Source organism: Mesorhizobium intechi (genome assembly GCF_002879535.1).
GTDB classification, from domain to species: domain Bacteria; phylum Pseudomonadota; class Alphaproteobacteria; order Rhizobiales; family Rhizobiaceae; genus Mesorhizobium; species Mesorhizobium intechi.
In genome coordinates, this window is the sequence record NZ_PNOT02000172.1 from 1 (window position 1) to 22612 (window position 22612).

At 62.8% G+C, this 22612-nt stretch carries 22 protein-coding genes and 1 pseudogene; 18 read left to right on the forward strand and 5 right to left on the reverse strand.

Features of this window, described 5'->3' with window-relative positions; genetic code table 11:
- Together C1D09_RS33145 and C1D09_RS14630 are read left to right on the forward strand one after the other, a co-directional pair.
- Positions 1-1200, forward strand: a pseudogene (locus C1D09_RS33145) (hypothetical protein); the annotation flags it as partial.
- Complete coding sequence (locus C1D09_RS14630; protein WP_143974992.1) at positions 1194-1667, forward strand: hypothetical protein; 474 nt, start codon at positions 1194-1196, stop codon at positions 1665-1667. The pseudogene C1D09_RS33145 and the gene C1D09_RS14630, both read left to right, overlap by 7 nt.
- 113 nt (positions 1668-1780) lie before the next feature.
- Here C1D09_RS14630 and C1D09_RS34065 read toward each other — a convergent pair whose 3' ends face one another.
- Positions 1781-1984, reverse strand: coding sequence for a transposase (locus C1D09_RS34065; RefSeq protein WP_342780234.1), 204 nt, complete (start codon positions 1982-1984; stop codon positions 1781-1783).
- A 359-nt stretch (positions 1985-2343) separates the two neighbouring features.
- On the opposite strand from C1D09_RS34065, the gene C1D09_RS14640 reads away from it, so the two are divergent.
- Positions 2344-2913 carry a hypothetical protein gene (locus C1D09_RS14640; RefSeq protein WP_143974993.1) on the forward strand — a complete coding sequence of 190 codons (570 nt, stop codon included), beginning with the start codon at positions 2344-2346 and terminating at the stop codon, positions 2911-2913.
- Between the two features lie 277 nt (positions 2914-3190).
- Here the strand turns inward: C1D09_RS14640 and C1D09_RS14645 are convergent, their stop codons facing one another.
- Complete coding sequence (locus C1D09_RS14645) at positions 3191-3820, reverse strand: methyltransferase domain-containing protein (RefSeq protein ID WP_143974994.1); 630 nt, start codon at positions 3818-3820, stop codon at positions 3191-3193.
- Positions 3821-3979: 159 nt separating this feature from the next.
- Between C1D09_RS14645 and C1D09_RS14650 the strand changes: the two genes are divergently transcribed.
- Entirely contained in the window at positions 3980-5746 is a 1767-nt protein-coding gene (locus C1D09_RS14650; protein WP_143974995.1) for a portal protein, read from the forward strand.
- The gene (locus tag C1D09_RS14655; protein ID WP_143974996.1) at positions 5743-6063 is read left to right on the forward strand and encodes a Bbp19 family protein; all 321 of its coding nucleotides are present in this window, start codon (positions 5743-5745) and stop codon (positions 6061-6063) included. Before C1D09_RS14650 ends, C1D09_RS14655 begins: the two co-directional genes overlap by 4 nt.
- A 299-nt stretch (positions 6064-6362) precedes the next feature.
- Here the strand turns inward: C1D09_RS14655 and C1D09_RS14660 are convergent, their stop codons facing one another.
- From C1D09_RS14660 to C1D09_RS14675, 3 genes are all read right to left on the reverse strand, one after another.
- Positions 6363-6896, reverse strand: coding sequence for a hypothetical protein (locus C1D09_RS14660; protein WP_143974997.1), 534 nt, complete (start codon positions 6894-6896; stop codon positions 6363-6365).
- A gap of 179 nt (positions 6897-7075) precedes the next feature.
- Positions 7076-7267 (reverse strand): hypothetical protein, encoded by a 192-nt coding sequence (locus C1D09_RS14670; protein ID WP_143974998.1) that lies wholly within the window; start codon positions 7265-7267, stop codon positions 7076-7078.
- 141 nt (positions 7268-7408) lie between these two features.
- A complete protein-coding gene (locus C1D09_RS14675) occupies positions 7409-7726 on the reverse strand; it encodes a YMGG-like glycine zipper-containing protein (protein ID WP_143974999.1) in 318 nt (105 codons plus the stop codon).
- A gap of 268 nt (positions 7727-7994) precedes the next feature.
- On the opposite strand from C1D09_RS14675, the gene C1D09_RS14680 reads away from it, so the two are divergent.
- The 13 genes from C1D09_RS14680 (at position 7995) to C1D09_RS14740 (ending at position 22582) form a co-directional block, all read left to right on the forward strand.
- Positions 7995-8567, forward strand: coding sequence for a hypothetical protein (locus C1D09_RS14680; protein ID WP_143975000.1), 573 nt, complete (start codon positions 7995-7997; stop codon positions 8565-8567).
- A gap of 243 nt (positions 8568-8810) precedes the next feature.
- Positions 8811-9230 carry a hypothetical protein gene (locus C1D09_RS14685; protein ID WP_143975001.1) on the forward strand — a complete coding sequence of 140 codons (420 nt, stop codon included), beginning with the start codon at positions 8811-8813 and terminating at the stop codon, positions 9228-9230.
- A gap of 155 nt (positions 9231-9385) precedes the next feature.
- Positions 9386-10297 (forward strand): hypothetical protein, encoded by a 912-nt coding sequence (locus C1D09_RS14690; RefSeq protein WP_143975002.1) that lies wholly within the window; start codon positions 9386-9388, stop codon positions 10295-10297.
- 146 nt (positions 10298-10443) lie between these two features.
- The gene (locus tag C1D09_RS14695) at positions 10444-11433 is read left to right on the forward strand and encodes a Coat protein (protein WP_143975003.1); all 990 of its coding nucleotides are present in this window, start codon (positions 10444-10446) and stop codon (positions 11431-11433) included.
- A gap of 113 nt (positions 11434-11546) precedes the next feature.
- A complete protein-coding gene (locus C1D09_RS14700) occupies positions 11547-12140 on the forward strand; it encodes a phage connector family protein (protein ID WP_143975004.1) in 594 nt (197 codons plus the stop codon).
- A gap of 93 nt (positions 12141-12233) precedes the next feature.
- Positions 12234-14702: a phage tail protein gene (locus tag C1D09_RS14705; protein ID WP_143975005.1), complete on the forward strand. Its 2469-nt coding sequence runs from the start codon at positions 12234-12236 to the stop codon at positions 14700-14702.
- A gap of 96 nt (positions 14703-14798) precedes the next feature.
- On the forward strand, positions 14799-15248 hold the full coding sequence (locus tag C1D09_RS14710) for a hypothetical protein (protein ID WP_246135753.1): 450 nt from the start codon (positions 14799-14801) through the stop codon (positions 15246-15248).
- A gap of 2 nt (positions 15249-15250) precedes the next feature.
- Positions 15251-15466, forward strand: coding sequence for a hypothetical protein (locus C1D09_RS33785; protein WP_246135754.1), 216 nt, complete (start codon positions 15251-15253; stop codon positions 15464-15466).
- Between the two features lie 3 nt (positions 15467-15469).
- Positions 15470-15991 (forward strand): hypothetical protein, encoded by a 522-nt coding sequence (locus tag C1D09_RS14715; RefSeq protein ID WP_246135755.1) that lies wholly within the window; start codon positions 15470-15472, stop codon positions 15989-15991.
- A 1-nt stretch (position 15992) separates the two neighbouring features.
- Positions 15993-18578, forward strand: coding sequence for an HNH endonuclease family protein (locus C1D09_RS33450; protein ID WP_208760385.1), 2586 nt, complete (start codon positions 15993-15995; stop codon positions 18576-18578).
- Between the two features lie 8 nt (positions 18579-18586).
- Positions 18587-18901 carry a hypothetical protein gene (locus tag C1D09_RS14725; RefSeq protein WP_143975006.1) on the forward strand — a complete coding sequence of 105 codons (315 nt, stop codon included), beginning with the start codon at positions 18587-18589 and terminating at the stop codon, positions 18899-18901.
- Between the two features lie 104 nt (positions 18902-19005).
- Positions 19006-19473, forward strand: a complete 468-nt coding sequence (locus C1D09_RS14730; protein ID WP_143975007.1) for a hypothetical protein — start codon at positions 19006-19008, stop codon at positions 19471-19473.
- Positions 19474-20152: 679 nt separating this feature from the next.
- Complete coding sequence (locus C1D09_RS14740) at positions 20153-22582, forward strand: SGNH/GDSL hydrolase family protein (protein ID WP_143975009.1); 2430 nt, start codon at positions 20153-20155, stop codon at positions 22580-22582.
- Positions 22583-22612 lie beyond the last annotated feature (30 nt).

The window sequence follows — 22612 nt, forward strand, 5'->3', positions numbered from 1 at the left end:
TTGGCGGTTCCCCAGGCGCTCTCGGACAGCCTTGGCGCGAAATACGTCGATGAGAGCGTGCCGCTGCAACAGCGCATTGTCGAACTGAGTGAAATCCTCAAGGCCCTGCGCGACCCGGAGGCGCGCTTCCTCCTGGCCGGACAGGTTTTCCAGTCAGCCCTGGATCGTCTGCGCCAAAACGCGGCAAACAATCCGAAGATCACGTCGGTGGAACTGGAGGCCCAGGGAAAGGCCCTCGAGGCTGGCCTGATCGAGATGGCCCAGCATCCTGCACGGGTGCGGTTTAACGCTGGCTCATGGTGGCAAAAGCCGATTGCGGCTGTGAACGACAGCGTCAGGCTCGCGGCCAACGGCGCGACATTCGACCAGGCCGACAAGTTCGCTGCGGGACTGAACTGGCTCTTCTCCGCCAAGAGCTACAGCGAGCTGCTGGCAGCCGAGCAAGCTGAAAGCGAGGATGCCGCGGATCGTGCCGGGTCGGCTGGCATGGCAGCGAAACTGCTTGGCGCCTTCGCAACCGGCCATGGCCTTCAAGGCGCGGGACTTACCTTCACGGGAAAGTTCGGAGCCGAAGCCCTGGAGGGCCTGCCAGGTCTCTTCGCTCGAAGCGCCGGCATGGCTGCCGATGGCGCTGTATTCGGTGGTGTCGACGCCGCGCTCAACGGCCGGGACATCGTGCGCGATATGGGCATTGGGGCGCTCTTGGGGGCGGGCGGCAATGTTCTTGCCGAAGGGCTGAGTGCCGTTGGCAGCCAGGTGGTGGCGAGGCTCGGCGGGCGTTCCGTCGATGAGGCAGCCATTGCCAGCTCGGAAGCTGCGCCTCCGGTTTTCGGCGACGTTGGCGACACACGATTACAGGGCGCCAACGTCGGCAATTCCAGCGGCACTGCGGATATTGCCGCCGAAGGCGTTGAAACAGGTGGCTTTAGCTGGATTCATCGGGGGCGGTACACCACCAACAAGGCTCTGCGTAAGGAATGGGAACGGCTGCATGGCCAGCCTTGGCCCAAGGATCCCGCCACAGGCCGAAACATGGATGTGTCCCATGAGATTCCACTGGCCGATGGTGGGCCGGATCACGTATCAAACATCAGACCTCGCACTCGGGCTGATCATATGAAGCACCACATGGACGCTCGAGACTTCGAGCGGTGGACCAGACAAAGATTGGGAAATTGGAAAGGGAGCTTGTCATGGTGAATGGAGCCAAGCCAGATCTGGCGAATGTTATGCGGTTACCGCCAGCGGATGTCAGCACAGGCGAGAACGAACTCGACTCTGCCCGCGTCGAGGCTCGCAAACACCTTGAATTCTATGATTGGGTGTTGTCCATCAAGGGCGAGTATCTCGGATATGGCGCCGAAGGCATTATCTATATTTTCTTGTTTGAGATTGAGCCGGGAAGGCCAGAGGTGCCGGGCTGGATTTGGGTGATCGTGGGCGATGTGCCGCCGACATATATCCCGGCCGACGACACCAGGACCCCGTTTGAGGCGCTGGATGGCTATATCGGCGCCCTTGAGGATTGGGTCGAAGCTGCACGCCGGGGGAAGTCCGTGGCGAAATTGATGCCAGTCAATGTCGATGCGACTCCCGCCAACGCCGAGATGCTGGCGAGCCGGCTCAAATTCCTCGACGAGAAGATCTTGCCGGAGCTTAAGAGATAGGGCTCACGGTTGCGGCAATTCGATCGGCACGTACGCTTCCATTATCCTTCTCGCTTCTGCTTAAGCGATACCGGTTTCACCAATCCGCCGATAGGTAAGGCGTTTGCCTTCGATCATGGCGAGCAACCGGTCATCGCGTTCAGTGTCGGTGATCGTAGGCGCCGTGTACAGGCCGGGACATGAGCCTTGCCTTCCATTTTGGAAATGTGGTCGACCCGAGCGTTGCCGCAACGCGGGCAGTTCGGGCCATGCGGCCAACGCTGCGCCTCAAGGTGGATGCGGGCTTCGTTTGCGTCTTGGAAGAACGGGCTGGGCAGGCGCTCCCTGCCATGTTTCCAGCAATGCTGTGCACTCTGTTGCGTACATAGCTAGGAATGTTTTCCTTGACGACGTGAGGGCAGCGATGGTACATTTTTATCCATGGTGCTGATTTGCGCCAATGACCCGCCCTTGAGGCGGGTTTTGTTTTTTGCGCGGTGGTCGTGCGCGTACACGCCGCGATGATTGCCAAGGATTGCGGCGCCTGCGCATCCTCGCAACGCCTTGATGTCTCGCAATGGCTTCCTTGGGCTGCGCCGCCTCGCTTCGCTCCTTGCTTTGCCTGAATGACGACGCTGGGATCGCCGGCGCTTCTCGCCTGACGATGGGTTCGCTGCCCGCGGAGGAAAGTCCATCCATGCCCGTCCGCATCGTCCGCGCCACTTTGCGCGATCTCTCCTACATCGCCGCGAACCTGCGCCCCGAGGACCGAGCCGAGATCGACTGCCAGCTCGACCATTGGTCGCCGGCGCTCTTGGCGCTCGCCGCGCTGCAGGGGTTTGCCTATGTCGCCGAGCTCGACGGCAATCCGGAGGCCGGCTTCGGCGCGGCCGAGCAGCGAAGCGGGCTGTGGATCGCCTGGAGCTGGGGCACGCGCCGCATGAAGCGCTGCGTGCCGGGGATCACCGAATTCTTTCACGCCGTGCTGGCCCGCCAGGTCGCGGCGCAAGGCGCCTGGCGGGTCGAGGCGCGCGCGCTGGCCGCCAATGGGCTGGCGCTGCGCTGGCTTGCCCTGCTCGGCGCCACGCAACGCTGCCTGCTGCCGGGCTACGGCAGGAACGGCGAAGATTTCTTCCTCTACGACTGGACAAGAGAAGGCTGGAACCATGTGTCTGTTTCAAAAACCGCCGGAACTGAAGCCGCTGCCGCCGGCGCCGACCGTGCAGGACAAGGATGTGCGGGCGCGCGAGGCGGCCTTGCGGGCTGAGCTCGAACAGCGCCAGGGCACGCAGGGCACCATCAAGACCGACCTCGCGCCGTCGAGCCTCACCGGCCAGCGCCGCGTGCTCCTGGGGCTCTGACCATGACCGCGATGAAACGCAGCTTTCGCCGGCGCGTGCTGGACTGGTGGTACTGGCGCCGGCATGCGCGGCTGGTGAAGAAGCGGCGGTAACCTTCCCTCAAGCGGGAGATTGGGCAGCTTCCCGCCCTTCGCTGTTGCTTCGGGCGTTTGTCGCAAGGCCAAGCAATTGGCCTTGCATCCGCTACGCGGGGCGCGCCTCACCCTTCTTGGCAAACGCCCAGACCATCAGCGGGTATTCCTCGTCATTGCTCAAGTCGCGCCACAGACCGTAGGCGCGCACGGGGCCGCCGATATGGGCCTTGGCGCAGGCCTTGTTGCCCCAGCCATGGACCTTGACATTGGCTTCGGCAAAGCCGCCCTCGACCATCAGCTGCTTGAGGCCGGCGGGCGTCCATCTGTTGTAGTCATGCGGCCGGGCATGGACCCGGAACAGGAAGGGTGTCGCCACCATCGCCCAGCCGCCGGGCCTGGTCATGGCGTGGATGTTTTCCACCGCCGCGTGCGGCCGCTGGACATGTTCCAGCACCTGGTCGGCGATGACGATCGAATACTGTTCCTCGGTGCGGTCCCTGCAGATGTCGAAGTCGGGGAAGTCGACGGACCGATAGTTGGGGCACATTGCCCGCCAGGTGCGGTTCCAGCCCGGCGAGATCTCGATGACGTCGGAGGCCTTGCGGTTGCCGGCTTCGAGAAAGAGGGTGAACGCCTCGATCTGGCGTATGCGCAGCCAGTTGCGGGAATCATAGCCAAGCAGGCGTTTGGCCACCTGTTTGCCACGGTTTTTCAGGGTGCCGGCAAGGCTTGTCGTCATCAGATCGACCTCCTCCAAAGCCCGCCGTGAGAACAGCGTAGCCCAGGCAAGTGGGCAAAAGATGACGGCACAGCCGATCCCCGCCCTCTTCTGGCAGATCCGCAGCTCAGGCGCCGCGCGCCCTATCAACCCGATCCCACATCCCAGCGAGGCCATCCCATGACCGATTCGCGCGCCCGCGATATCCTTTCCCGCCAGTCCGAGCTCGAGACCGAGCGCAGCCAGTATGAGGCCGTTTGGGAGCAGGTGGCGGAGTTCTGCGACCCCGACGCGCCCGATGTCTGGAGCGGGCGCCGAAGCGGCGGGCCGGACTCGCAGGCCGAGCGACAGGAGCGGCGCGGCAGCCGCGTCTACGCCAACACCATCAACTCGGCCGCCAATCGCCTGGCCGCGGGCCTGGAAAGCCTGATCATCCCGCAGTCGGAGAAATGGCATGGGCTGTCGACGGCGGCGATGAATGACGAGGAGACCGACGAGGAGAAGGAATGGGCGGAAGCCCTGCGCGATTTCCTGTTCTCGCTGCGCTACTCCGCCAATTCGAACTTTGTCCCCGCCACGCAAGCCTGCCTGCGCAATGTCGTGCGCTACGGCCCGGCCTATCTCTATGCCGAGGAAGGGTTCGGCAACACGCTGATCCACTATGCCTCGATCCCGGTGGTCGAGGGGTATCTCAGTCGCAACCGCTGGGGCCAGGTCGACATCTTCCATCGCCGCTACGAGCGCACGGCGCGGCAGGCGGCGCAGCTGCTGGGCTATGAAAAGCTGCCGGCGCGCATCAAGGCGCTGGTCGACGATCCGGTCAAATGCGAAACCAGGATCTCGCTGGTGCAGTGCATCCAGCCGCGCGACGAGCGCAAGATGTATCGGCTGGGCGACCAGTACCAATATCTCGACACGGCGTTCGCCTCCTACCACGTCATCGAGGACGAGGAGGAAATCGCCAGGGAAAGCGGTTTCCGCTCCTTTCCGGTGTCGACCTTCAACTGGCGCCGCTACGAGGGCGACCCCTATGGCATCTCGCCCGCCATCGAGGCGCTGACCACGGTGCGCGAGGAAAACGCCGTGCGCCGCTCCGGGCTGCGCGCGCTGCAGCAGATCACCGATCCGGCGACCGCCTCGAAGGCCAGGCTCGACTACGTGCCGGTGCTCAATCCCGGCGAGAATTATCCCGGGCTGATCGACGACAATGGCCGGCCGCTGATTGCGCCCATCACCACCGGGCAGAACCCGACCTATGCCTTCAACTACGCCCAGAGCCGCGCCGACGAGATCCGCGACATGATGTTCGTCAACCTGTTCCAGACGCTGGTGCAGAACCCGCAGATGACGGCGACCGAAGCGCTGATCCGCCAGGAAGAGAAAGGCGCGCTGCTCGGGCCTTCCGGGTCGATCATCCAGGCGGGCTTCGCCGCCAATCTCGACCGCGAGCTCGGCATTCTCGTCGACAAGGGGCTCTACGACGAGGACAGCCGCTTCGTGCCGCCGGAAAGCCTGGCCGGCAAGACGCTGCGGCCGACCTTCACCGGCCCGCTCGACGTGCTGCGCCGCTCGGCCGAGGCGCGCGACACCATCCAGGTGGTGACGACGGCCATGCAGATGGCGCAGTTCGATCCGGGCGTCATGGACAATATCGACAGCGACGAGGCGATCAAGATCGTGCAGAGCGCCGGCCGCAGCCCCCAGCGCATCTTTCGGCGCAAGGAGGAGGTCGAGGGTCTGCGCGACGCGCGCGCCAAGGCTCAAACCGCGCAGGCCGGCATGGCGGCGATCGCCAGTGCGGGCAAGGCGGCCAAGGATGCGGTGCCGGCGGCGGTGCAGGCGCGCGACAGCGGCCTGCTCGATGGCCTGCAAGGCATGCTGCAGGGCGCGGGTGACGTCCAGAGTGGCACAGCTGGTAGCCAGGCGCCGGCGGGAGGCGGCGCATGAGCGGAAAACGTTTCGCCCGCGCCGGCCAGGCCGGCGGCCCGGCCAGGGCGCGGGACGCGCTGACCAAGGCGTACCTGCGCGTCTTCTCCGGCGAGGACGGCGAGATGGTGCTGGCCGACCTGGCGGCGACCGTCGGCTACTACCGGCGGCCGTCCTACGGCGAGTGGATGGCGCGGACCCGGACACCCGAAGGCTTCGAATTGCACAGCGCGCTCAGCAATGCGCGTGCCGAGGTGGTGCAGCACATCATGGGGTTCCTGACCCTGGACGAGGCGCAACTGGCGGCGCTGGAGAAGGCGGCGCGGGCGGAGGGGTAGGCCGCGTCGGTGAGGCTGCGATCTCCCCCCTCGTGGGGGAGATGTCCGGCAGGACAGAGGGGAGCACTGACCCGCCGACATATCCTTCAATCAGGCGAGCCTCTGAGTCTGGCCGCGGCGTGGTAGTGCCGCTGGCGAGGTCCTTTGACTCCATACGGGCAGCAGCGCGCTCCAGCAGTTCCAAAAAAATCGATCTGACAAAACCCGCGAACGTGACAGCCTACGCCAAGAAGCTTCGGCCTTATCTGAAGGAAGTGCGGTGAGGCGGTTTTTTGGACTTCGAAAAGGAGGTCCACGGATCACCGATTCTTGCGGAATGATCGGGCGATGCGCTCGGCGATTGGCCCAAATGTCGCCTGATCCTTCTTGTTCCAGACCATATCGAAACAGGTGATGGTACGGCGTTTCTGGCACATGCCGTAGAAAATTGCCTTGCCATCCGCTGAGGTGCCGGACACCGCAGCGAGCGATGGTCTGTCTAGTTTATATGTCACTTTGTCGGCATCACCGACGATTGCCTGCTTGAGATACTCGAACGGGCTCATTTTGTTGTCACCGGCTCGGTACTGTCGGAGCTCGGCATCGGGATACCCAATTGGATCGAAGGTTTGACCGTGGTTATCGGCAAAGCCACCAAGCAATCGACCATCGCCCTTTGCAAAGAAAACAGGAATCTCGATTTTGCTTCCGCCGCTGATGGAAACCGTCCATTTGATGGGTTCTTCGGCGGCCGCAAGCGCTGCTGACAGCATCAAGAAGCCAAAAGCAAAGCCAACTGCCCTTATGGCGTCAGCTCTTCGAGCGACAACTGCGGCGGGAATGAGCGATCGCAAGGTACCCTCTTAAATTGTGTTCTGTAAGCTATCGCGCGATGATGGTTGTAGCAAGCGCTGCGGCAATGGCGCCGGAATTTTCCGGCCAAGGACTACGCCGACTTCCTCAAAGAGCATAATGGCGGCGAAGGTTTCATCGGCGACAACTATATCTTGTGCGGCCGCTTCGGAATGCGGCTCTAGGACACGACGGTGACCGACTTGACCTTGCCGGCCTTGTCCAGGGTCACTTCGAACATGGCTTTGATGTGATTGTCGACGGCGGCAACCGGCAAGGCCAGGCAACCTCTGATCTGGTCAATGTCGATGGCTTCCTTGGCCTGTGCGCAGACCGAACAGGCAACCAGCAGTGAGGCTATCAGAAGCCGCATCGTCACCCCCTTGGAGAGGAGACGATAGCGTCGAAATGCTCCGGGGGGTAAGGGCAGTGCCAGCTTTTCAGGTCTTGGCGCTGCCCCCTCATCCCCCTGCCGGGACCTTCTCCCCGTGAACGGGGAGAAGGGAGCTGGGGGTCAATAATTGCCGTTGTAGTAGCGGTCGTCGCAGGGCGCGGTGTAGATGCGGCCGTAGCGGTCCTGGTAGCGGCACATCTCTTCGCCGCGGCGCTGAGGGGTGGTGGCGGAGCCGACGACGGCGCCGAGCAGGGCGCCACTGGCCGCCCCGATGACCGTGCTCTTGGTGTTGCCGCCGATTGCCTGGCCGACGAGCGCGCCGCCGGCGCCGCCGATCAGGGCACCGGTGGTGGCGCGCTGCTGGCCTTCGGTCTGCGACTGACAGCCGGCAAGTGCCGCGGTCATCAGGACGGCGGCCATGGCTTTGTGAAAGGTCATGCGAGGTCTCCCTTAAAGGTCTGAAATCCCTATCGATCGTCCCGTGCGGCCGCATTGCGGCGGAACGGGGGCACGGACGCTCACGATATAAGACATGGTTTCTCGGGCCTTGATGGACCGGGAGGCCAAAACACCTCTTTCGAACAAGGCGCTAGCTCCCGTCCTTGTCAGAATGATTCAGCCGTTGGCGGCTCGGCCGAAGCCGGGCCCGGCTCTTCTCGCGCGCTGCGCGCATCTGCTCGTCTTACCGAAACAATGGAGAAATGCCATGACCCGAGGTCTTCCCCGGACGTTCGTCCGTGCCGCCGCCCGCGAGGCCGGCCTTGCCCCGCCAAAACTCGGCCTGAAGGCCGTGACCACGGGGCAGGGCGGCGCTTTCCGCACCGTGTTCACCTTCGCCGGCATGCAGGTGCCGATCACCGACGCGCTGGCCTATTCCAGCCAGAAGATCTTCGACTTCACCGACGGCAAGGTGCGCATCAAGGGCGGCACGGCGCGGTTGCAGTTCTCGGTGCCGACCACCCGCGCCTCCACCATCAACGACAATGCGGCACTGACCTGGTCGCTCGGTTCGGCGGCCGCGTCGAGCGCGGCGCTGGCCGGAACCATGGTCAATGTGCTCGCCTCGACGGCACGCGCGCTGGATGGCGCGGGTGCGGCACTCTCCACCGCCTCGACCGCCGACATCGCCGCCGCGGCGACGCTGGACGGGACGGCGACGCCGGTCGATCTCTATCTCAACCTGGCCTTCGCCACCGGCACGGATATCGATGCCGATGGGACGATCGCGGTGACCGGCACGATCACGCTGCTTTGGGAGAACTGGGGCGACAATGCCTAGGGCGCGTGGTGGCGGGCGAGCGCCGGGACTTGCCCGGGACTCCGAGTTGCTGGCGTTCTGGAAGTCATCTTGGCGTGGGCGCCACACCGAAGCAGAAATATCAAGGAATTCAAAGATTATTTGTTCAATTTGTTTCGATTTTCCAAGATGCAAAGCTAAATGTCGAGCGTAATTGGCTGTCGGCAAGAATAATGGTATGATGTCCATGCGAGGATATTGAGCTGATCGTCATGGGAGGGCAACATGGACGCAGCGATGGGTTTTCTGAAATACGGGGCCATAAGCATCGGCGTTCTGATTCTCGGCTATACCGCCGCGATGTTGAAAGCCGAACTCAATCGGCCGGCGCCGCGACCGGAAGCTCGCAATCTGATCGTGATGTTCATGGCCTTCAGCCTTGTCGCGTTCGCTGGTGCAGGCTATCTGGAATACCTCAAACAGCTGTCCAACCGCGACGTCGAGCGAAATCAGATCGCTGGAATAGTCGGGCAACTGGATACCCGGCTGGACGACAAGGAACGCGCGGAATTTTCCCAAGGGTTCAGCACGGACCAGCAGGATCAGTTCAGGCACTACACCAACACTTTGTGCATGAAGATCAAAGAGCTGCGCAAGATACTCGACCCTGACCGGCCGACGGACTGCCGCGTGTCGCAGCCGTGACGCCGTCTGCTTCCGATTGAGTTGCCCGCCCGTGCGGGCATTCTCTCTTCTCGCGAGATGAGAAGCGATCCGCATGGCAGGCGAAAAGCCCAGCGATGGGTTCGCTGACGCGCGGCGGCATTTCACCCATCCGAAACCATTCAGAGGAACATCACATGACAGATCTGGCAGACGCCGGGTCCGTGGCGGCGCGTGCGCAGCCGGCGGGCAACCCAGTACGGCCACCGGCCAACGGGGACAACGGGTCCGCCCCGGCCGCCGGGAACAGTTGGTTTGACGGTCTTTCCGAAGGCAACCGCAAGCTCGCTGAAACCAAGGGCTGGACCAGGCCTGAAAGCCTCGACAGGGTTTTCACATCCTATGCGGAGCTGGAGCGGCAGCAGGGTGAGAGCCTGCGCGTTCCCGGCCCCGACGCATCGCGGGAAGACTGGGAGCGTTTTCATGCCCGGCTGCCCGAGACCATGCGTCCGGTCACCTCGTCCGAGAACGTCGCCTACCGCAGGCCGGAAGGCCTGCCGGAAAACTTCGCCTATTCGGACGAGCTCGCCAATGCGTCCAAGGCCTGGGCGGTCGAAGCGGGTGCAAGCCCGAAGATCGCACAGGCCTATCACGACAAGTTCGTCGGCTACATGGCCGAGCAGGCGAAAGCCCAGGAGATCGCGCTCGCTCGTTCGGTGGAAGCCACTCATGACGACCTTGTCCGGGACTGGGGGCCGACCGACGGCGACGGCTTTCGCCAGAAGCTCGAGGTCGCCAACCGGGCGATGAAGAAGCTCGGCCTGGTCGACGCCTACAAGGCGAAGGGCATCCTTCTGCCTGACGGGGCGCTGACCGATCCGCAGATCGCCAAGGCCTTCCACGCCATTGGCGAGGCGATGTTCAGGGAAGACACGATCGACGGCGGCGCACGTTCGAGCGGAGGCAATCCGTTCAAGCGCAACGCCACCGGCGAACGCAACCTGACGGCCATTTCAGCCCTCGTCAAAAGCGACCCCGCCCGCGCAAGGCGGCTGGCCCGCGAGGCCGGAGAGAATCCGGACCTCTGGATGCCCAACAACCCCCTCTGAGGGGCCAGCCGTATCCGAACCCCCTCATCCGGCCGCTTAGCGGCCGGCACCGTCGCCTCAGCTCTTCTCCCCGCCGGGAGAGGTCGGCCGAGCGAAGGCTGGGTGAGGGGGCGTCACCGCCAAACCCAAGCTGAAGGAAGAGAAAAATGGCAGATGCCTACACCCGCATCGCGGACGCGATCGTTCCGTCCGTCTATGCGCAATACGCTTTCGAGGAACATGTGCAGTCGCTCGAAATCTACCAGGCCGGAATCCTGTTTTCCGACCCGGCGATCTCCTCGAAACTGTCGATGGGCGGCCGCTCCGTCGACATGCCCGGCTGGAAGGATCTCGGCAACGACCCGTCCGAGCCGGTCAATGATGATCCGGCCGATTCCATCGAGATGAAGAAGGTCGGCTCGCGCCGCGAGGTCGCCGCCCGCAACGTCCGCGCCCAGGCGTGGGGCGTTCCGGACCTGACCTCGATCCTGGCGGGCGACGATCCGCAGAAGCTTATCGTCAAGCGGCAGACCGAGTACTGGCAGCGCGCCAACAAGCTGACCCTGCTGGGCATCCTGAAAGGCGTGGTCGCCGACAACGTCGCCAATGACGGCGGCGACCTGGTGCGCACCACGGGCGCCTCCATCGTCGACACCGACATCATCGAGGCCGCCTATCTGATGGGTGACCGCGCGGACAAGTTCAAGACGATCTGGATGCACTCCAAGCAGATGAAGGCGCTCAAGCTCGCCGACCTCATCGACTATGTGCCGTCCTCCGAGCAGGGCGGGCCGCTGATCCCCTACTACATGGGGCTGCGAGCCGTCGTCGACGACGACATCCCGGTGGTCGCGGGCGTCTACACCGCCTTCATGTTCAAGGATAAGGCGATCCTGTGGAACGAGCTGCCGGTCAACACCGAAGGCGGGCCGCTGGAGTTCGACCGCAAGCCGCGTCAGGGCCACGGCGGCGGCGTCACCGAAATGGTGGGCCGCCGGCATTTCGTGCCGCATGTCCCCGGCACGCGCTTCCTCGACGCCTCCTCGGCCGGCGAATTCGCCACCGACGCCGAACTGGCGCTGGCGGCGAACTGGGACCGCACCGCCTCGAGCGTCAAGAACATGACCTTCATCGCGCTGAAGACGACCGAGGCCTGATCGGGCCGAGGGGCGGGGGCGTTCGCGCTCCCGCACAATCTCATCTGGACTGCGTCCCTTCGCGCAAAGGGTCGCGACTTAGCCGACCTGTAAACCAATGGAGGCCTGACACGATGGCCATCACCCCGCTCGATATCGCCAATATGGCACTGGCCGTGCTCGACGAGGCGCCGATCGACAGTCTCGATCAGGACGTCAAGGCGGCACGCCTGTTGAACCTGCATTTCGACCTGACATGCGAAGCCGAATTGACCAAATATGCCTGGGTTTTCGCGATCCTGCGCACCACGGTGGTGGGGTCGAATACCGGCGGCAGTGCTTGCAGCCTGAACGTCGCCTATGAATTGCCGACCGACTGCCTGCGGCCGCTGCCTTTGACCCATAATGGCGAGCCGGAGGGCGTGCCGATCTCGTGGCGCCAGGAGGCGGGTCTGATCTATTGCGACCAGCGGGGTCCGCTGACCATCCGCTATGTCGCCAACCTCACCGATCCCAACGACTGGGACGCGCTGTTCACCGAGGTGCTGGTGGCCGCCCTTGCCATCAAGGTCGCGCATCCACTGACCCACAAGTCCGGCATGATCGACATTGCCCGCTCGGCCTATGACCGGGCGATGGACGCCGCGCTCAACGCCAACGCCATCCAGCGCGGCGGCCGGTTCTACTCCGCCTCCTGGTCCAGCCAGCGCGGCGACTTTCGTCTTTGATCTTACGCATGTCGTTTCCCCAAAACCGCTTCACACCCCGGGTCAGGCCCGTGGGCATGCTTTTGGGCGACATGCTTTGAGGGTTCTGCGCCGATGACCGCACTCTATCCCGTCCAGGATGTATTCACCCGTGGCGAAATCTCGCCGCGCCTGCACGCCCGCGCCTCGCTCGATTTCTATCGGGCCGCACTGGCCCGATGCGAGAACTTCGTTACGCTGCCGCATGGCGGCATCCGCAAGCGCGGCGGCACCTATTTCGCCGGCGAGGCCAAGATATCGGCCAAGAAGACGCGTCTGATCCCGTTCATCTTCTCGGCCGACCAGGCCTACGCGCTCGAATTCGGCGACCTCTACATCCGCGTCTATGCCTATGGCGCGCGCGTCGGCACGGTCGAGGTCGCATCGCCCTATCTGGAGGCGGACCTTTTCAAACTCGCCTATGTCCAGTCTGCCGACCAGATGTGGATCGTGCACAAGGACTACCCGCCTAAGGTTCTGACGCGCACCGCGCACACGGCGTGGACCCTGACGGACTTCGCGTTTCTCGACGGCCCCTACGAGGAAATCAACACCACCCCGACCACGCTGACCCCGGCCAGCACCGGCCACGCCACGCCCAAGATGACCTCCGCCACGGCCCCGAGCGGCACCGTTACAGATGATGGCACCGGCACCAACACATGGAGGGTGTTCGATCGCAGTATCGCTCAGGAAATCGTGGTCACGACCCTCAGCAGCGGGTTCGTCCAGTACCAATTCCCCGCGGGGCAGGGCAGGGCGGTGAATGCATACTGGATCGCGGCATCAAACAACGTCGCGGCAACCGGCGACACCCCGACGCAGTGGACGCTTACGGGGTCAAACGATGGCCTGAACTACGTCGCCCTGGATGGCCGAGCAGGGCAGACCGGCTGGTCCGGCTCGGAGGTGCGCTTCTACGATTTCCAGAACAGCACCACCTACGAATATTACAGGTTTGCGTTTTCTGGTGGTGGTGGCGTCGACGCCTTGAACAGCAGCATTGCCGAGATAGCGTTGGCAGAGAACGGCGATATGATGACGCCATTCAATCTGACAGCCTCATCGACCGCCGGCATCAACAACGGCGCCGGGTTTCAAACGTCGGATGTTGGCCGGTCCATCCGGCTTCTCGGGAGTGAGAATGTCTGGCGCTGGGCCAAGATTACCGGTCGCAGCAGCAGTACCGTTGTTCAGATAAGGCTTTACGGCCATGCGCTGCCCGACCTGTCGCCGATCACCCGCTGGCGGCTCGGCACCTTCGTGCCCGGCAAATATGTCGAGAGCGGCTCGCTCTATGAGGAACGCCTGGCCTTCAGCCGGAAGTTCTCGGTCTACGCCTCGGCCACCGGCGACTTCGACAATTTCGCCCTGGGCGAGAAGGACGATGATGCTCTGGAGTTCGTCCAGGCCGGCGGCGGCCAAGCCAACGACATCGCCTGGATCGCCGATTCCGACGGCGCGCTGCTGATCGGCACGTCGGGCGGCGTGCGCGCGCTTTCGGGCTCCGGCATTGACGAGGCGCTGACGCCGTCCTCGTTCAAGAACCGGCGCTCGCGCACCTTCGGCTGTGCCCGGATCCGCCCGGTCGATGCCGGCCAGTCGTTTCTCTATGTCACGCGCTCGCGCAAATCAATCGCCGAGCTGACGCAGACGGCGCAGAGCCGCTTCACCTCGGACGATGTCGGCCAGATTTCCGAGCATATTCCCAAGCAGGGCGTGGTCGAGCTTGCCTTCCAGACCGATCCCGACCCGTTGCTGTGGTTCCCGCTCGATAATGGCGAGCTCGGCGGCTATACGCACCAGCCATCGCAGGAAGTGAGGGGCATGCACCGGCATCGCCTGGGCGGCGCTTTCAGCGGATCCGGCCGGGCGGTCGTCGAGAGTGCCGCGGTGACGCCGGGCCAGGACGGCAATGACGACCTCTGGCTGGTCGTCAAGCGCACCATTGGCGGCGTGACCAGGCGCTATATCGAGATCAAGACCGCGGCGTTCGAATATGGCGCCATCGGTGACGCCTTCGAGGTCGATTGCGGGCTGACCTATACGGGCGCCGCGGTGGCCACGGTGGGCGGTGCGGCGCATCTTGCCGGCCAGGCCGTCGATGTTCTGGCCGACGGCAAGGTCTATCGCGGGCTCATCGTCAGCGGCGGCGGCACCGTGACGCTGCCTGGCGGCTCGGTCGGCGCCAAATGGCAGCTCGGCCTGACCTATGCGGCGGGCGCCGACACGCTGGAGCTCGATGTCGGCGGCAAGGACGGCTCCATCATCGGCCGCCGCAAGAAGGTGGCGAAAGCGATCCTGTCGCTGCTCGAGACCGACACGACGGGTCTTGAGGTGCAGTCCTTCATGCGGGGCCGCTGGGAACCGGTTCGCATGCCCTCGATCGTCGCCCCCGACGGGCGGGCAACGCTGTTCACCGGCAATGTCGAGGTGCCGATCGACGACAGCTGGGAAGGGCAGGGCAAGGTACGCATCCGCCACGTCAACCCGACGCCCTGCACGATCCGCGCCTTCACGCCAGTGTTCGACGCCGAGCCTTAGTCGATCCGGCGAAGGCCAAGGTGACGGCCGATCTCGCCCTCGAGGGGGGAGATCGGCAGCTTCGCCGCCCACACTCCACACAAGGACACTCCCCCAATGACATCCCCCCATGCCGAAATGCTCGGCAGGGCGCGCACGGCTGCCGAATTCGCGGCCGTCATCGCCTTGCTCGACACCGACCTCAACGACGCGCTCGTCCGCAAAAGCGCGCTGGCAGAAGCCGAGGACCGCGCGGTCTTCGGCGATGGCGACCTGGCCGCCGCGCGTGCCGCGCTCGACGACTGCAATGACGCCATCGCGCTCCTGGAAAGAACCATCGACGTCGCCGGCAAGCGCCGCGCGGAAGCCGCGCGCGGCGAGGCCCGCGCCGACATCGCGGCGCTCGGCGAGGAGATCAAGGCCAAGGCGGCAAGGCTCGGCGAGCGCTGGCGCGGCGTGCAGCGCCTGGTCGAGCAGCTGCGCCAGGAACTGTTCGAGGCCGATGCGCTCGCCCGCGGCATCGCCACCGCCAATGGCCTGTTCGACGCCGCCGCGTCAGCGAGCTGAAGGTGAACCTGACCACCACGCGCCGCACCGCCATGAGCGGGCCGCGCGCGGCGGCACCCGCCCGGCTCAGCCGGCCGGCGCTGCAGGCCGACAGGCTGCTTCTGTCCTTCCTCAGCCCCGGCGGCGCGCTCGACCCGCGCCCGCCGCTCGGCGCGCCGGTGGACGGCGTCAAAAGCAAATTCATTCCCGCCACCCTCTCCCTGAGCGAACGAGGCTGAACCATGTGCACACTTGCCCTTCTTGGACTGGCGGGCACCGCCCTGTCGGTTGGCGGCACGCTGGTCGAAGGCCAGCAGTCGAAGCAAATGGCCGACTATCAGGCCAAGGCCTATGAGCAGCAGGCGCAGGCCGAGGCGCAGAGTTCCGCCTTCGAACAGAGCCAGGAACGCCACAAGCAGGACCTGCTGCAGGCCCAGGCGCGCGCCCAGGCCGGAGCCTCCGGCGTCGGCATATCCGGCTCGCCGACCGAGGTGCTGGCCGCCAACGCCAGGCAGGGTCAGGTCGACCTCGACGCGATCCAGTACAACTCGAAGCTGCGGCAGAACAACCTCAACAGCCAGGCCGCCATTTCGCGCTTCTCCGGCAAGCAGGCGGTGACGGCGTCGATCTTCAACGCCGGCGGCGCGCTGGTTGGCGGACTCTCCAAGATCTACGACCCGACCAAGGCCGTGACCTTCGGCGGTTCGACACTTTCGCCCAGGGCGAGCGCGGCCATGGCCGGCGGCTATTCGGGACTCTACTAAGATGGTCCACGTCATCCCGCTTTCCATTGCGCAGCGCCGGCTCGATACCGGCAACGCGCCGCAATATCCCCAGGGATCGCCCATCGGCGGCGCCATGCAGGGGATTGGCGATCACCTTTCCGCTGCCGCCGAGCGCTACCAGCAGATGAAGGACCAGCAGGAGGCGTTCGACGCAGAGCTGGCACGCCGCCGGTTCGGCGCCCAGATCGCGCAGGCGGAAGACGAGGTGACGGCCAACGCGCCGGCCGACGGCTCCGGCCTGCATGAGGCCATGTACGGCCAGGTCGATCCCTACACCGGCCGGGTGGTCAAGACCGGGCTGTTCGACAAGCTGTTTGCCGCTGCCTTGCCGAACATGCCCGAGAGCCAGCGCGCCGCTTTCGCCGGGCAGAAAGAGGCGATGCGTCAAACCGGCGGGCTGCGCATGGCGGCACGGCAGCTTCAGCAGCGCAAGGATTATGAGCAGGCCGAGGTCGACACGGCGCTGAAGACCAGCGCCATCGCCATCGGCAACGGCGACCCAGACGATCACCTCACCTTCGAAGCGGCCCGCCGGCAAGGGCTCGACCTCATCGACAAGATGGGGCTCGACCCGGGGATCAGGCAACAGAAGGTGAAGGACTGGTTCGGCACCGCTGCCAAAGCCCGGTTCGAGGCGCTGATCGCCAAGGATCCGAAGCGGGCCGCGCAGATGCTGGGTCAGGCGCAGGCTGGAAATCGGACGAAGGACGACACCGCCGAGGCGGTTGGCGGCTCGGGCAGTTCAAATGACCCAGATGCAAATGGTGCGGGCACGTTGACGCCGGTCGAAAGCAAGGCGGAGGCGTTTTGGCCAACAGCCATACCTCTCGAAGCCATAACCTATCTGAAGCCAAGCGATGTTGCAGCGCTGAAGGATCAGGCCAACAACGCCGCCGCAGCCCAGGTGATCGGTGCAAATGCGCGGGTCATGCTTGCCGAGCAGAACGCGCCGGCCGTCATCGCCGCCACGGGCAAGTACCCCGAGGACGAGCCGACAGCTCAGGATTTCGTCAACGTCTACGGTGCCGACCAGGGCTCGAAACGTTTCGATCAGTTCCGGATAACGACCGACGTCGCCAAGACGTTCTCCGACCTGTATCCGGCGTCGAACCAGGCGATACATGCCGAGCTTCGGGATCTCGAACCTGGGCCCGAGGGTTCGCCGGAAGAGCGTGAACGGTACGAAGTAAAGGCCGGCGCGGCCCAGTTGATCATGGCCGTCCGGGACGCCGATCCCGTCGCTTACGTCAATCAACTGTTCCGCGACAACGCTCCGGACTGGAGCAAGGTCTCAGCGCCCCAGGATTTTCAGGCCGCAGTCACGTGGACCATGGCTGCGCAACAGCAGATGGGCTTCCGCAGGGTCTTGGCGGTTCCCCAGGCGCTCTCGGACAGCCTTGGCGCGAAATACGTCGATGAGAGCGTGCCGCTGCAACAGCGCATTGTCGAACTGAGTGAAATCCTCAAGGCCCTGCGCGACCCGGAGGCGCGCTTCCTCCTGGCCGGACAGGTTTTCCAGTCAGCCCTGGATCGTCTGCGCCAAAACGCGGCAAACAATCCGAAGATCACGTCGGTGGAACTGGAGGCCCAGGGAAAGGCCCTCGAGGCTGGCCTGATCGAGATGGCCCAGCATCCTGCACGGGTGCGGTTTAACGCTGGCTCATGGTGGCAAAAGCCGATTGCGGCTGTGAACGACAGCGTCAGGCTCGCGGCCAACGGCGCGACATTCGACCAGGCCGACAAGTTCGCCGCGGGACTGAACTGGCTCTTCTCCGCCAAGAGCTACAGCGAGCTGCTGGCAGCCGAGCAAGCTGAAAGCGAGGATGCCGCGGATCGTGCCGGGTCGGCTGGCATGGCAGCGAAACTGCTTGGCGCCTTCGCAACCGGCCATGGCCTTCAAGGCGCGGGACTTACCTTCACGGGAAAGTTCGGAGCCGAAGCCCTGGAGGGCCTGCCAGGTCTCTTCGCTCGAAGCGCCGGCATGGCTGCCGATGGCGCTGTATTCGGTGGTGTCGACGCCGCGCTCAACGGCCGGGACATCGTGCGCGATATGGGCATTGGGGCGCTCTTGGGGGCGGGCGGCAATATTCTTGCCGAAGGGCTGAGTGCCGTTGGCAGCCAGGTGGTGGCGAGGCTCGGCGGGCGCTCCAGCATTGCTAAACCCGATATCGTCCCGGATAGTGGGCCGGAATCGGTCCCGACTGCCATTAAAGAAGAGATTCCGATCTCGACTGGCAAGGCAGACGAAATAAGAAGGCCATATTCGCATTTGGAAGATCCTCCCAACGTTGCACCTGGCAAGGAGCCAACAAAGAAGCAGAGAACGAATATTCATGAGGAGAATAGGCGGATGAATGGTGGGGGTTTGATTTCTGATGAAAGTGGCGTAGAATTAGTTTTGGGGAAGAAAAGTAATAAGGGGGTGACTCCTCCCGAAAATGAAGCTCAAATCGATCATATAGATCCAATTAAACCTGCAGACCGGACAAAAAACCCAGGATCTAATAGCTATAAAAATCTGCGCCTCGTCGCCAGGTTTGAGAATAGGAAAAAATCAAATAAATAGGTGAGGATATGGACGAATGGAAATTCAAAGACCCAAAGAATTTGGCCGTTATATCAACCCGGAAGATATTTAGCGGGGGCGGCTGGATTGCCTATGCTTCACATGATGCCGATGATGAGTCGTGGCAATTTTACGGCGATGAAGCTGAAATCGATCACGATGACCTAATTCTGGTGGGTTTGTTCGAGGTGGTAGAGCTTGATGAAACTGTTGCGCAATTGGCGGACTTGCCTTTGGGCTGGCATGCTCGGCGCGATACAAAAAACTCGCCATGGAGGAGGAGCAAAAAGCCACCCCAACCTCCAGAAATGGAGCTGAGTTAGCTCTGCCGTCGAATACTGTAACCGCTCTATCACAAAGAACAGGGCCACTTAGATTGGGGCAGCTGGAGCAGAGGTAACAGAGGGTCGAAGCCGTGACAACAAGCGTGGATGATGCCAGCCCTGATCTGAATAGTGTAAAGCCTCTGCCGCCCGGCCATCGGCGTGGCAGTGTCGAATTCCAGGATGCCCGCCGTGCAGCGCGAAGATATTTGGAATCTCACAACTGGGTATCGGCTATCAAAAGTGAATATCTTGGATATCGACTGGACGGCGTCATATATGTCTTTCTCTTCGAGTTCGTGCCCGCCGAGCCGAATGTTCCCTCATGGACATGGGTGATCGTCGGCGACGTGCCTTCGGCCTATATTAGCTGTCACCATGCCAAGACGCCCTATGTGGCACTCGACGGCTACATTGGCGCCATGGAAGAGTGGGTCGAAGCCGCGCGTGAGGGAAAGTCGGTCGAGGAAATTATCCCCGTAAACGTGCCGCCGACGCCCGCTTACGCGGACATGTTAGGGGGGCGTCTGAAATTCCTCGACGATAACGTTCTTCCATTACTTCGAAAATGACGTGTCGCAGGCGCGAACGGTCAACGACGGGCCCTTCGGGATCAGCCGGAAATTGAACTTCGCGATATCGGAGCGCCTTCGATGTATTCGGTGAATTGCTCGGCTTCTCTTCCGCTGGCGGTTCGACGGCGGCATTGAGTAGTGCATCACCCACAATTGCGGAGACAATTCCATCGGCCACGATATTGATCACGTCATTGACCTGCAATTGGGGGCTGCACCAGCTTTCCGACTTTGCGATTTGGAGTCGAGCATCAACCGAAGTGTGGGCGCGCAGATATTGGCAGTGGCTTGGAGTTACGGTGACAGCGCTTTGTAATCGATCGCCCCATATCGCTGGAGTGAACCACCGGATGGAGAGATGGAAATAGTGCACCGCGCATGGAAGCATGGGTCGATGCCGCGCGTGAAGACAGTCGCTCGGGGAAATTATTCCCGTAAACGTGCGGGCGACGCCCGCTTATGCAGACATGTTGGGGGGCGCCTCAAACTTCTCGACGACAGCGTTCTTTCGTTACTTCGAAAGGCGCGAACGTTCGTGGGACGAGAAATCCGAAGATAACGATGGCGGCTGGCGAAGCTGGCTGGCGTGGGCGTTCGTCCACCATTGCCAGCCCGTCAACCGATCTGAAATCCTCAAGCCTCGCTTTCGCGGGGCTTTTTTCATGGAGCAAGCCTTATGGCCCGACCTGCAACTGCCGCCGTTCGCCTGTTAACCGGTGAGCGTGAACCCGTGCGCCTGGCAACCACGGCCAACATTCTCCTCCATGGGCTGCAGACCATCGATGGCGTCGCCACCAAAGTGGGCGATCGCGTGCTGGTGAAGAACCAGATCGATGCCCGCACAAACGGCATCTATACGGCGAGTGAAGGCCAGTGGTTCCGCGCCGCCGACGCGCGCACCTCGCGCACGATGCAGAAGGGAACGACCGCCTTCGTTCAAGAGGGTCCTACGAACGGGGAAATTACTTTCCGCTTCAATACCCTTGCCCCTGTTGTCGACACCGACCCGATCGACATCACCGGCGATGGCGATGCGCTGCACCGCTCCGACCTCCTCGACGAGGACAACATGGCATCCAACAGTGCCACCAAGGTTCCTTCCCAGCAGAGTGTGAAGGCCTTTGTTGAAAGCAGGACGGCCCGTTACTCGACTGAGTTTGGCTTTGTCGATGACGGTGCCGCCGGCGCCAACACAGGCACTAACAATGACGCTGCATGGGCTGCTGCGAAGGCTACGCTTACACACGGCGAGACGCTTGTCATGGTTCGAAAGAACACTGGCATGTTCTACTTCGCGACGACGAGTGACTTTACCGGCATCCTAATCAATGCGACGAGCAACCCGACATTCAGCGGGCCGAACGTCTACGCCGACCGAACATCCGCGCAGCGCGATAGCAAAGCGCCGGCGGTAACCGTGACGGGAACGGGGAAACTGCTGTTCAACAGCACCGTCCTGAATGTCACGTTCATGCATCATTCGGAGCCGGTCGATAAAGTCGACTTCCTCACCGATGGCGACGTTGCCTATGATGAGCCTGTTCCGGTCGACATGTCGGGGGCGCAAATCTCGATGCTCAAGACCCCCTGGCCAAACGGCAACACCTTCGCGGCGTCCACGAACGGCATCACCAAAACCATGAACGATATACAAATCAACCGTGCGACCGCAGACACGTCCGTTGTCCAGATCGCCGGCATCGTGCCAGAGCCTACGTGCCAATATTCCTGGGTCATCGGGTACAACACCGGGGACGTGGGCTATGCGGTATTCGCCTACGAAGGCGGGTATCACTGCATATACGCCGCGATCGGCGGGTCAATCTTTCACCGCAAGGTGACGGGGCCGGCGACCTGGGCCGAAGTAGCGGTATCGCATTTCGGCGATGGCACTGCCGCTTCAAACGAGCCGGCCTATACCTTCTGCGGAGCCTCGATCACAGTCGACATGCTTACGCCCACAAAGTATCAAGTGGGATTGAATGGCGTGGTGATTGCCGAAGGCGAGTTGCCGTCGCCATGCCAGTATCTCGGGCCTGGCATCTACTTCGCGCCGGCTCTGACGGGCATTTCGCACTATCTTAACTTCACGAAGACCAGGAACCCGACACGGCTTGCGCAAAGGCCGGTTCGAGCGATGTTCGTCGGCGATAGCAAGATGGACGACATCATCATCGGCTGGCCGCGTGACATCGCTCGGATCATGCAAGGTTCGATGGGAACGCAATGGGAGTACACTAAGAACATCGCGGTTGCCGGCGAGACATTGGCGCAACAGCTCACGCGGTTGCTCGCCGAAAACATGACCGGCTATACCGACGTGTTTGTCGGGCTCGGCACCAACGACGCGCAAGGCAACCTCTCAACGACGACGTTCGAAACGAACCTGGGTTTGCTCTTCGATCAGGCTCTTTCGCTCGGGGCTCGCCTGCATGTCCTGCTTACACCGGCCTTTTTCGATCGGGCGGATGGTTTCGCGAAGACGGGCTTTGCGAACCAGGGACAGAACTCGGCGGGCGGGCAGCGTGTGCCGGCCTATCGCGAAATCATGCGACGAGTCTGCGCAACCTATCGCGCGTCTGGAAACAAGATCAGCGTGACGGATGTTGGGAAGATCTGCGGCCCGAGCCTTGCCCGGTATCTTACTTGGGCCTCAGATCAGAACCGCGTGGATACGAACGTCTTCGACAACATCCATGAGAGCCGCTTGGCCCGCACCAAGATTGCGCAGGGCGTCGCTCGGGCGGCTTACGGCATCGCCACAACAAGGCGCACGCGGGCTTATCCGGTCACGGGAATTCCTGCTGGCTGGTACACGAACAATTGGGCCGCATTGACTTCCCCTGTTTTCTGGATGGATGAGCGAGGCTACAAGCACATTGACGGCATCATTTCCAACGCGGCCGGTGCAAACCTCGCGGATGGAACACAGGTCCTTCAACTGCCGACGTATATGCGTCCGAGCCGGACAATCTGGCTCCCCACGGTTACGCAGAAGGCGAACACGCAGGGCTGGATCGAAATCCAGTCAACCGGCGTCGTTGCTGTCTATGGGGTAGACAGCACGAACAAGTTCATGCGGCTCTCCGACGCGCATTGGGAGTGACGGTCTGCCTCTAATCGTTGCCGCGTCGGC

What these genes read in the sequence shown, in the direction of transcription:
- C1D09_RS33450 (WP_208760385.1), top strand. Translation starts at nt 15,993, where the DNA reads ATGGTCCACGTCATCCCGCTTTCCATTGCGCAGCGCCGGCTCGATACC.
- C1D09_RS14680 (WP_143975000.1), top strand. Translation starts at nt 7,995, where the DNA reads ATGACCCGAGGTCTTCCCCGGACGTTCGTCCGTGCCGCCGCCCGCGAG.
- C1D09_RS14640 (WP_143974993.1), top strand. Translation starts at nt 2,344, where the DNA reads ATGCCCGTCCGCATCGTCCGCGCCACTTTGCGCGATCTCTCCTACATC.
- C1D09_RS14725 (WP_143975006.1), top strand. Translation starts at nt 18,587, where the DNA reads ATGGACGAATGGAAATTCAAAGACCCAAAGAATTTGGCCGTTATATCA.
- C1D09_RS14740 (WP_143975009.1), top strand. Translation starts at nt 20,153, where the DNA reads ATGGCCCGACCTGCAACTGCCGCCGTTCGCCTGTTAACCGGTGAGCGT.
- C1D09_RS14675 (WP_143974999.1), bottom strand. Translation starts at nt 7,726, where the DNA reads ATGACCTTTCACAAAGCCATGGCCGCCGTCCTGATGACCGCGGCACTT.
- C1D09_RS14705 (WP_143975005.1), top strand. Translation starts at nt 12,234, where the DNA reads ATGACCGCACTCTATCCCGTCCAGGATGTATTCACCCGTGGCGAAATC.
- C1D09_RS14690 (WP_143975002.1), top strand. Translation starts at nt 9,386, where the DNA reads ATGACAGATCTGGCAGACGCCGGGTCCGTGGCGGCGCGTGCGCAGCCG.
- C1D09_RS14645 (WP_143974994.1), bottom strand. Translation starts at nt 3,820, where the DNA reads ATGACGACAAGCCTTGCCGGCACCCTGAAAAACCGTGGCAAACAGGTG.
- C1D09_RS14685 (WP_143975001.1), top strand. Translation starts at nt 8,811, where the DNA reads ATGGACGCAGCGATGGGTTTTCTGAAATACGGGGCCATAAGCATCGGC.
- C1D09_RS14670 (WP_143974998.1), bottom strand. Translation starts at nt 7,267, where the DNA reads ATGCGGCTTCTGATAGCCTCACTGCTGGTTGCCTGTTCGGTCTGCGCA.
- C1D09_RS14715 (WP_246135755.1), top strand. Translation starts at nt 15,470, where the DNA reads ATGTGCACACTTGCCCTTCTTGGACTGGCGGGCACCGCCCTGTCGGTT.
- C1D09_RS14700 (WP_143975004.1), top strand. Translation starts at nt 11,547, where the DNA reads ATGGCCATCACCCCGCTCGATATCGCCAATATGGCACTGGCCGTGCTC.
- C1D09_RS14695 (WP_143975003.1), top strand. Translation starts at nt 10,444, where the DNA reads ATGGCAGATGCCTACACCCGCATCGCGGACGCGATCGTTCCGTCCGTC.
- C1D09_RS14650 (WP_143974995.1), top strand. Translation starts at nt 3,980, where the DNA reads ATGACCGATTCGCGCGCCCGCGATATCCTTTCCCGCCAGTCCGAGCTC.
- C1D09_RS14710 (WP_246135753.1), top strand. Translation starts at nt 14,799, where the DNA reads ATGACATCCCCCCATGCCGAAATGCTCGGCAGGGCGCGCACGGCTGCC.
- C1D09_RS14655 (WP_143974996.1), top strand. Translation starts at nt 5,743, where the DNA reads ATGAGCGGAAAACGTTTCGCCCGCGCCGGCCAGGCCGGCGGCCCGGCC.
- C1D09_RS14630 (WP_143974992.1), top strand. Translation starts at nt 1,194, where the DNA reads ATGGTGAATGGAGCCAAGCCAGATCTGGCGAATGTTATGCGGTTACCG.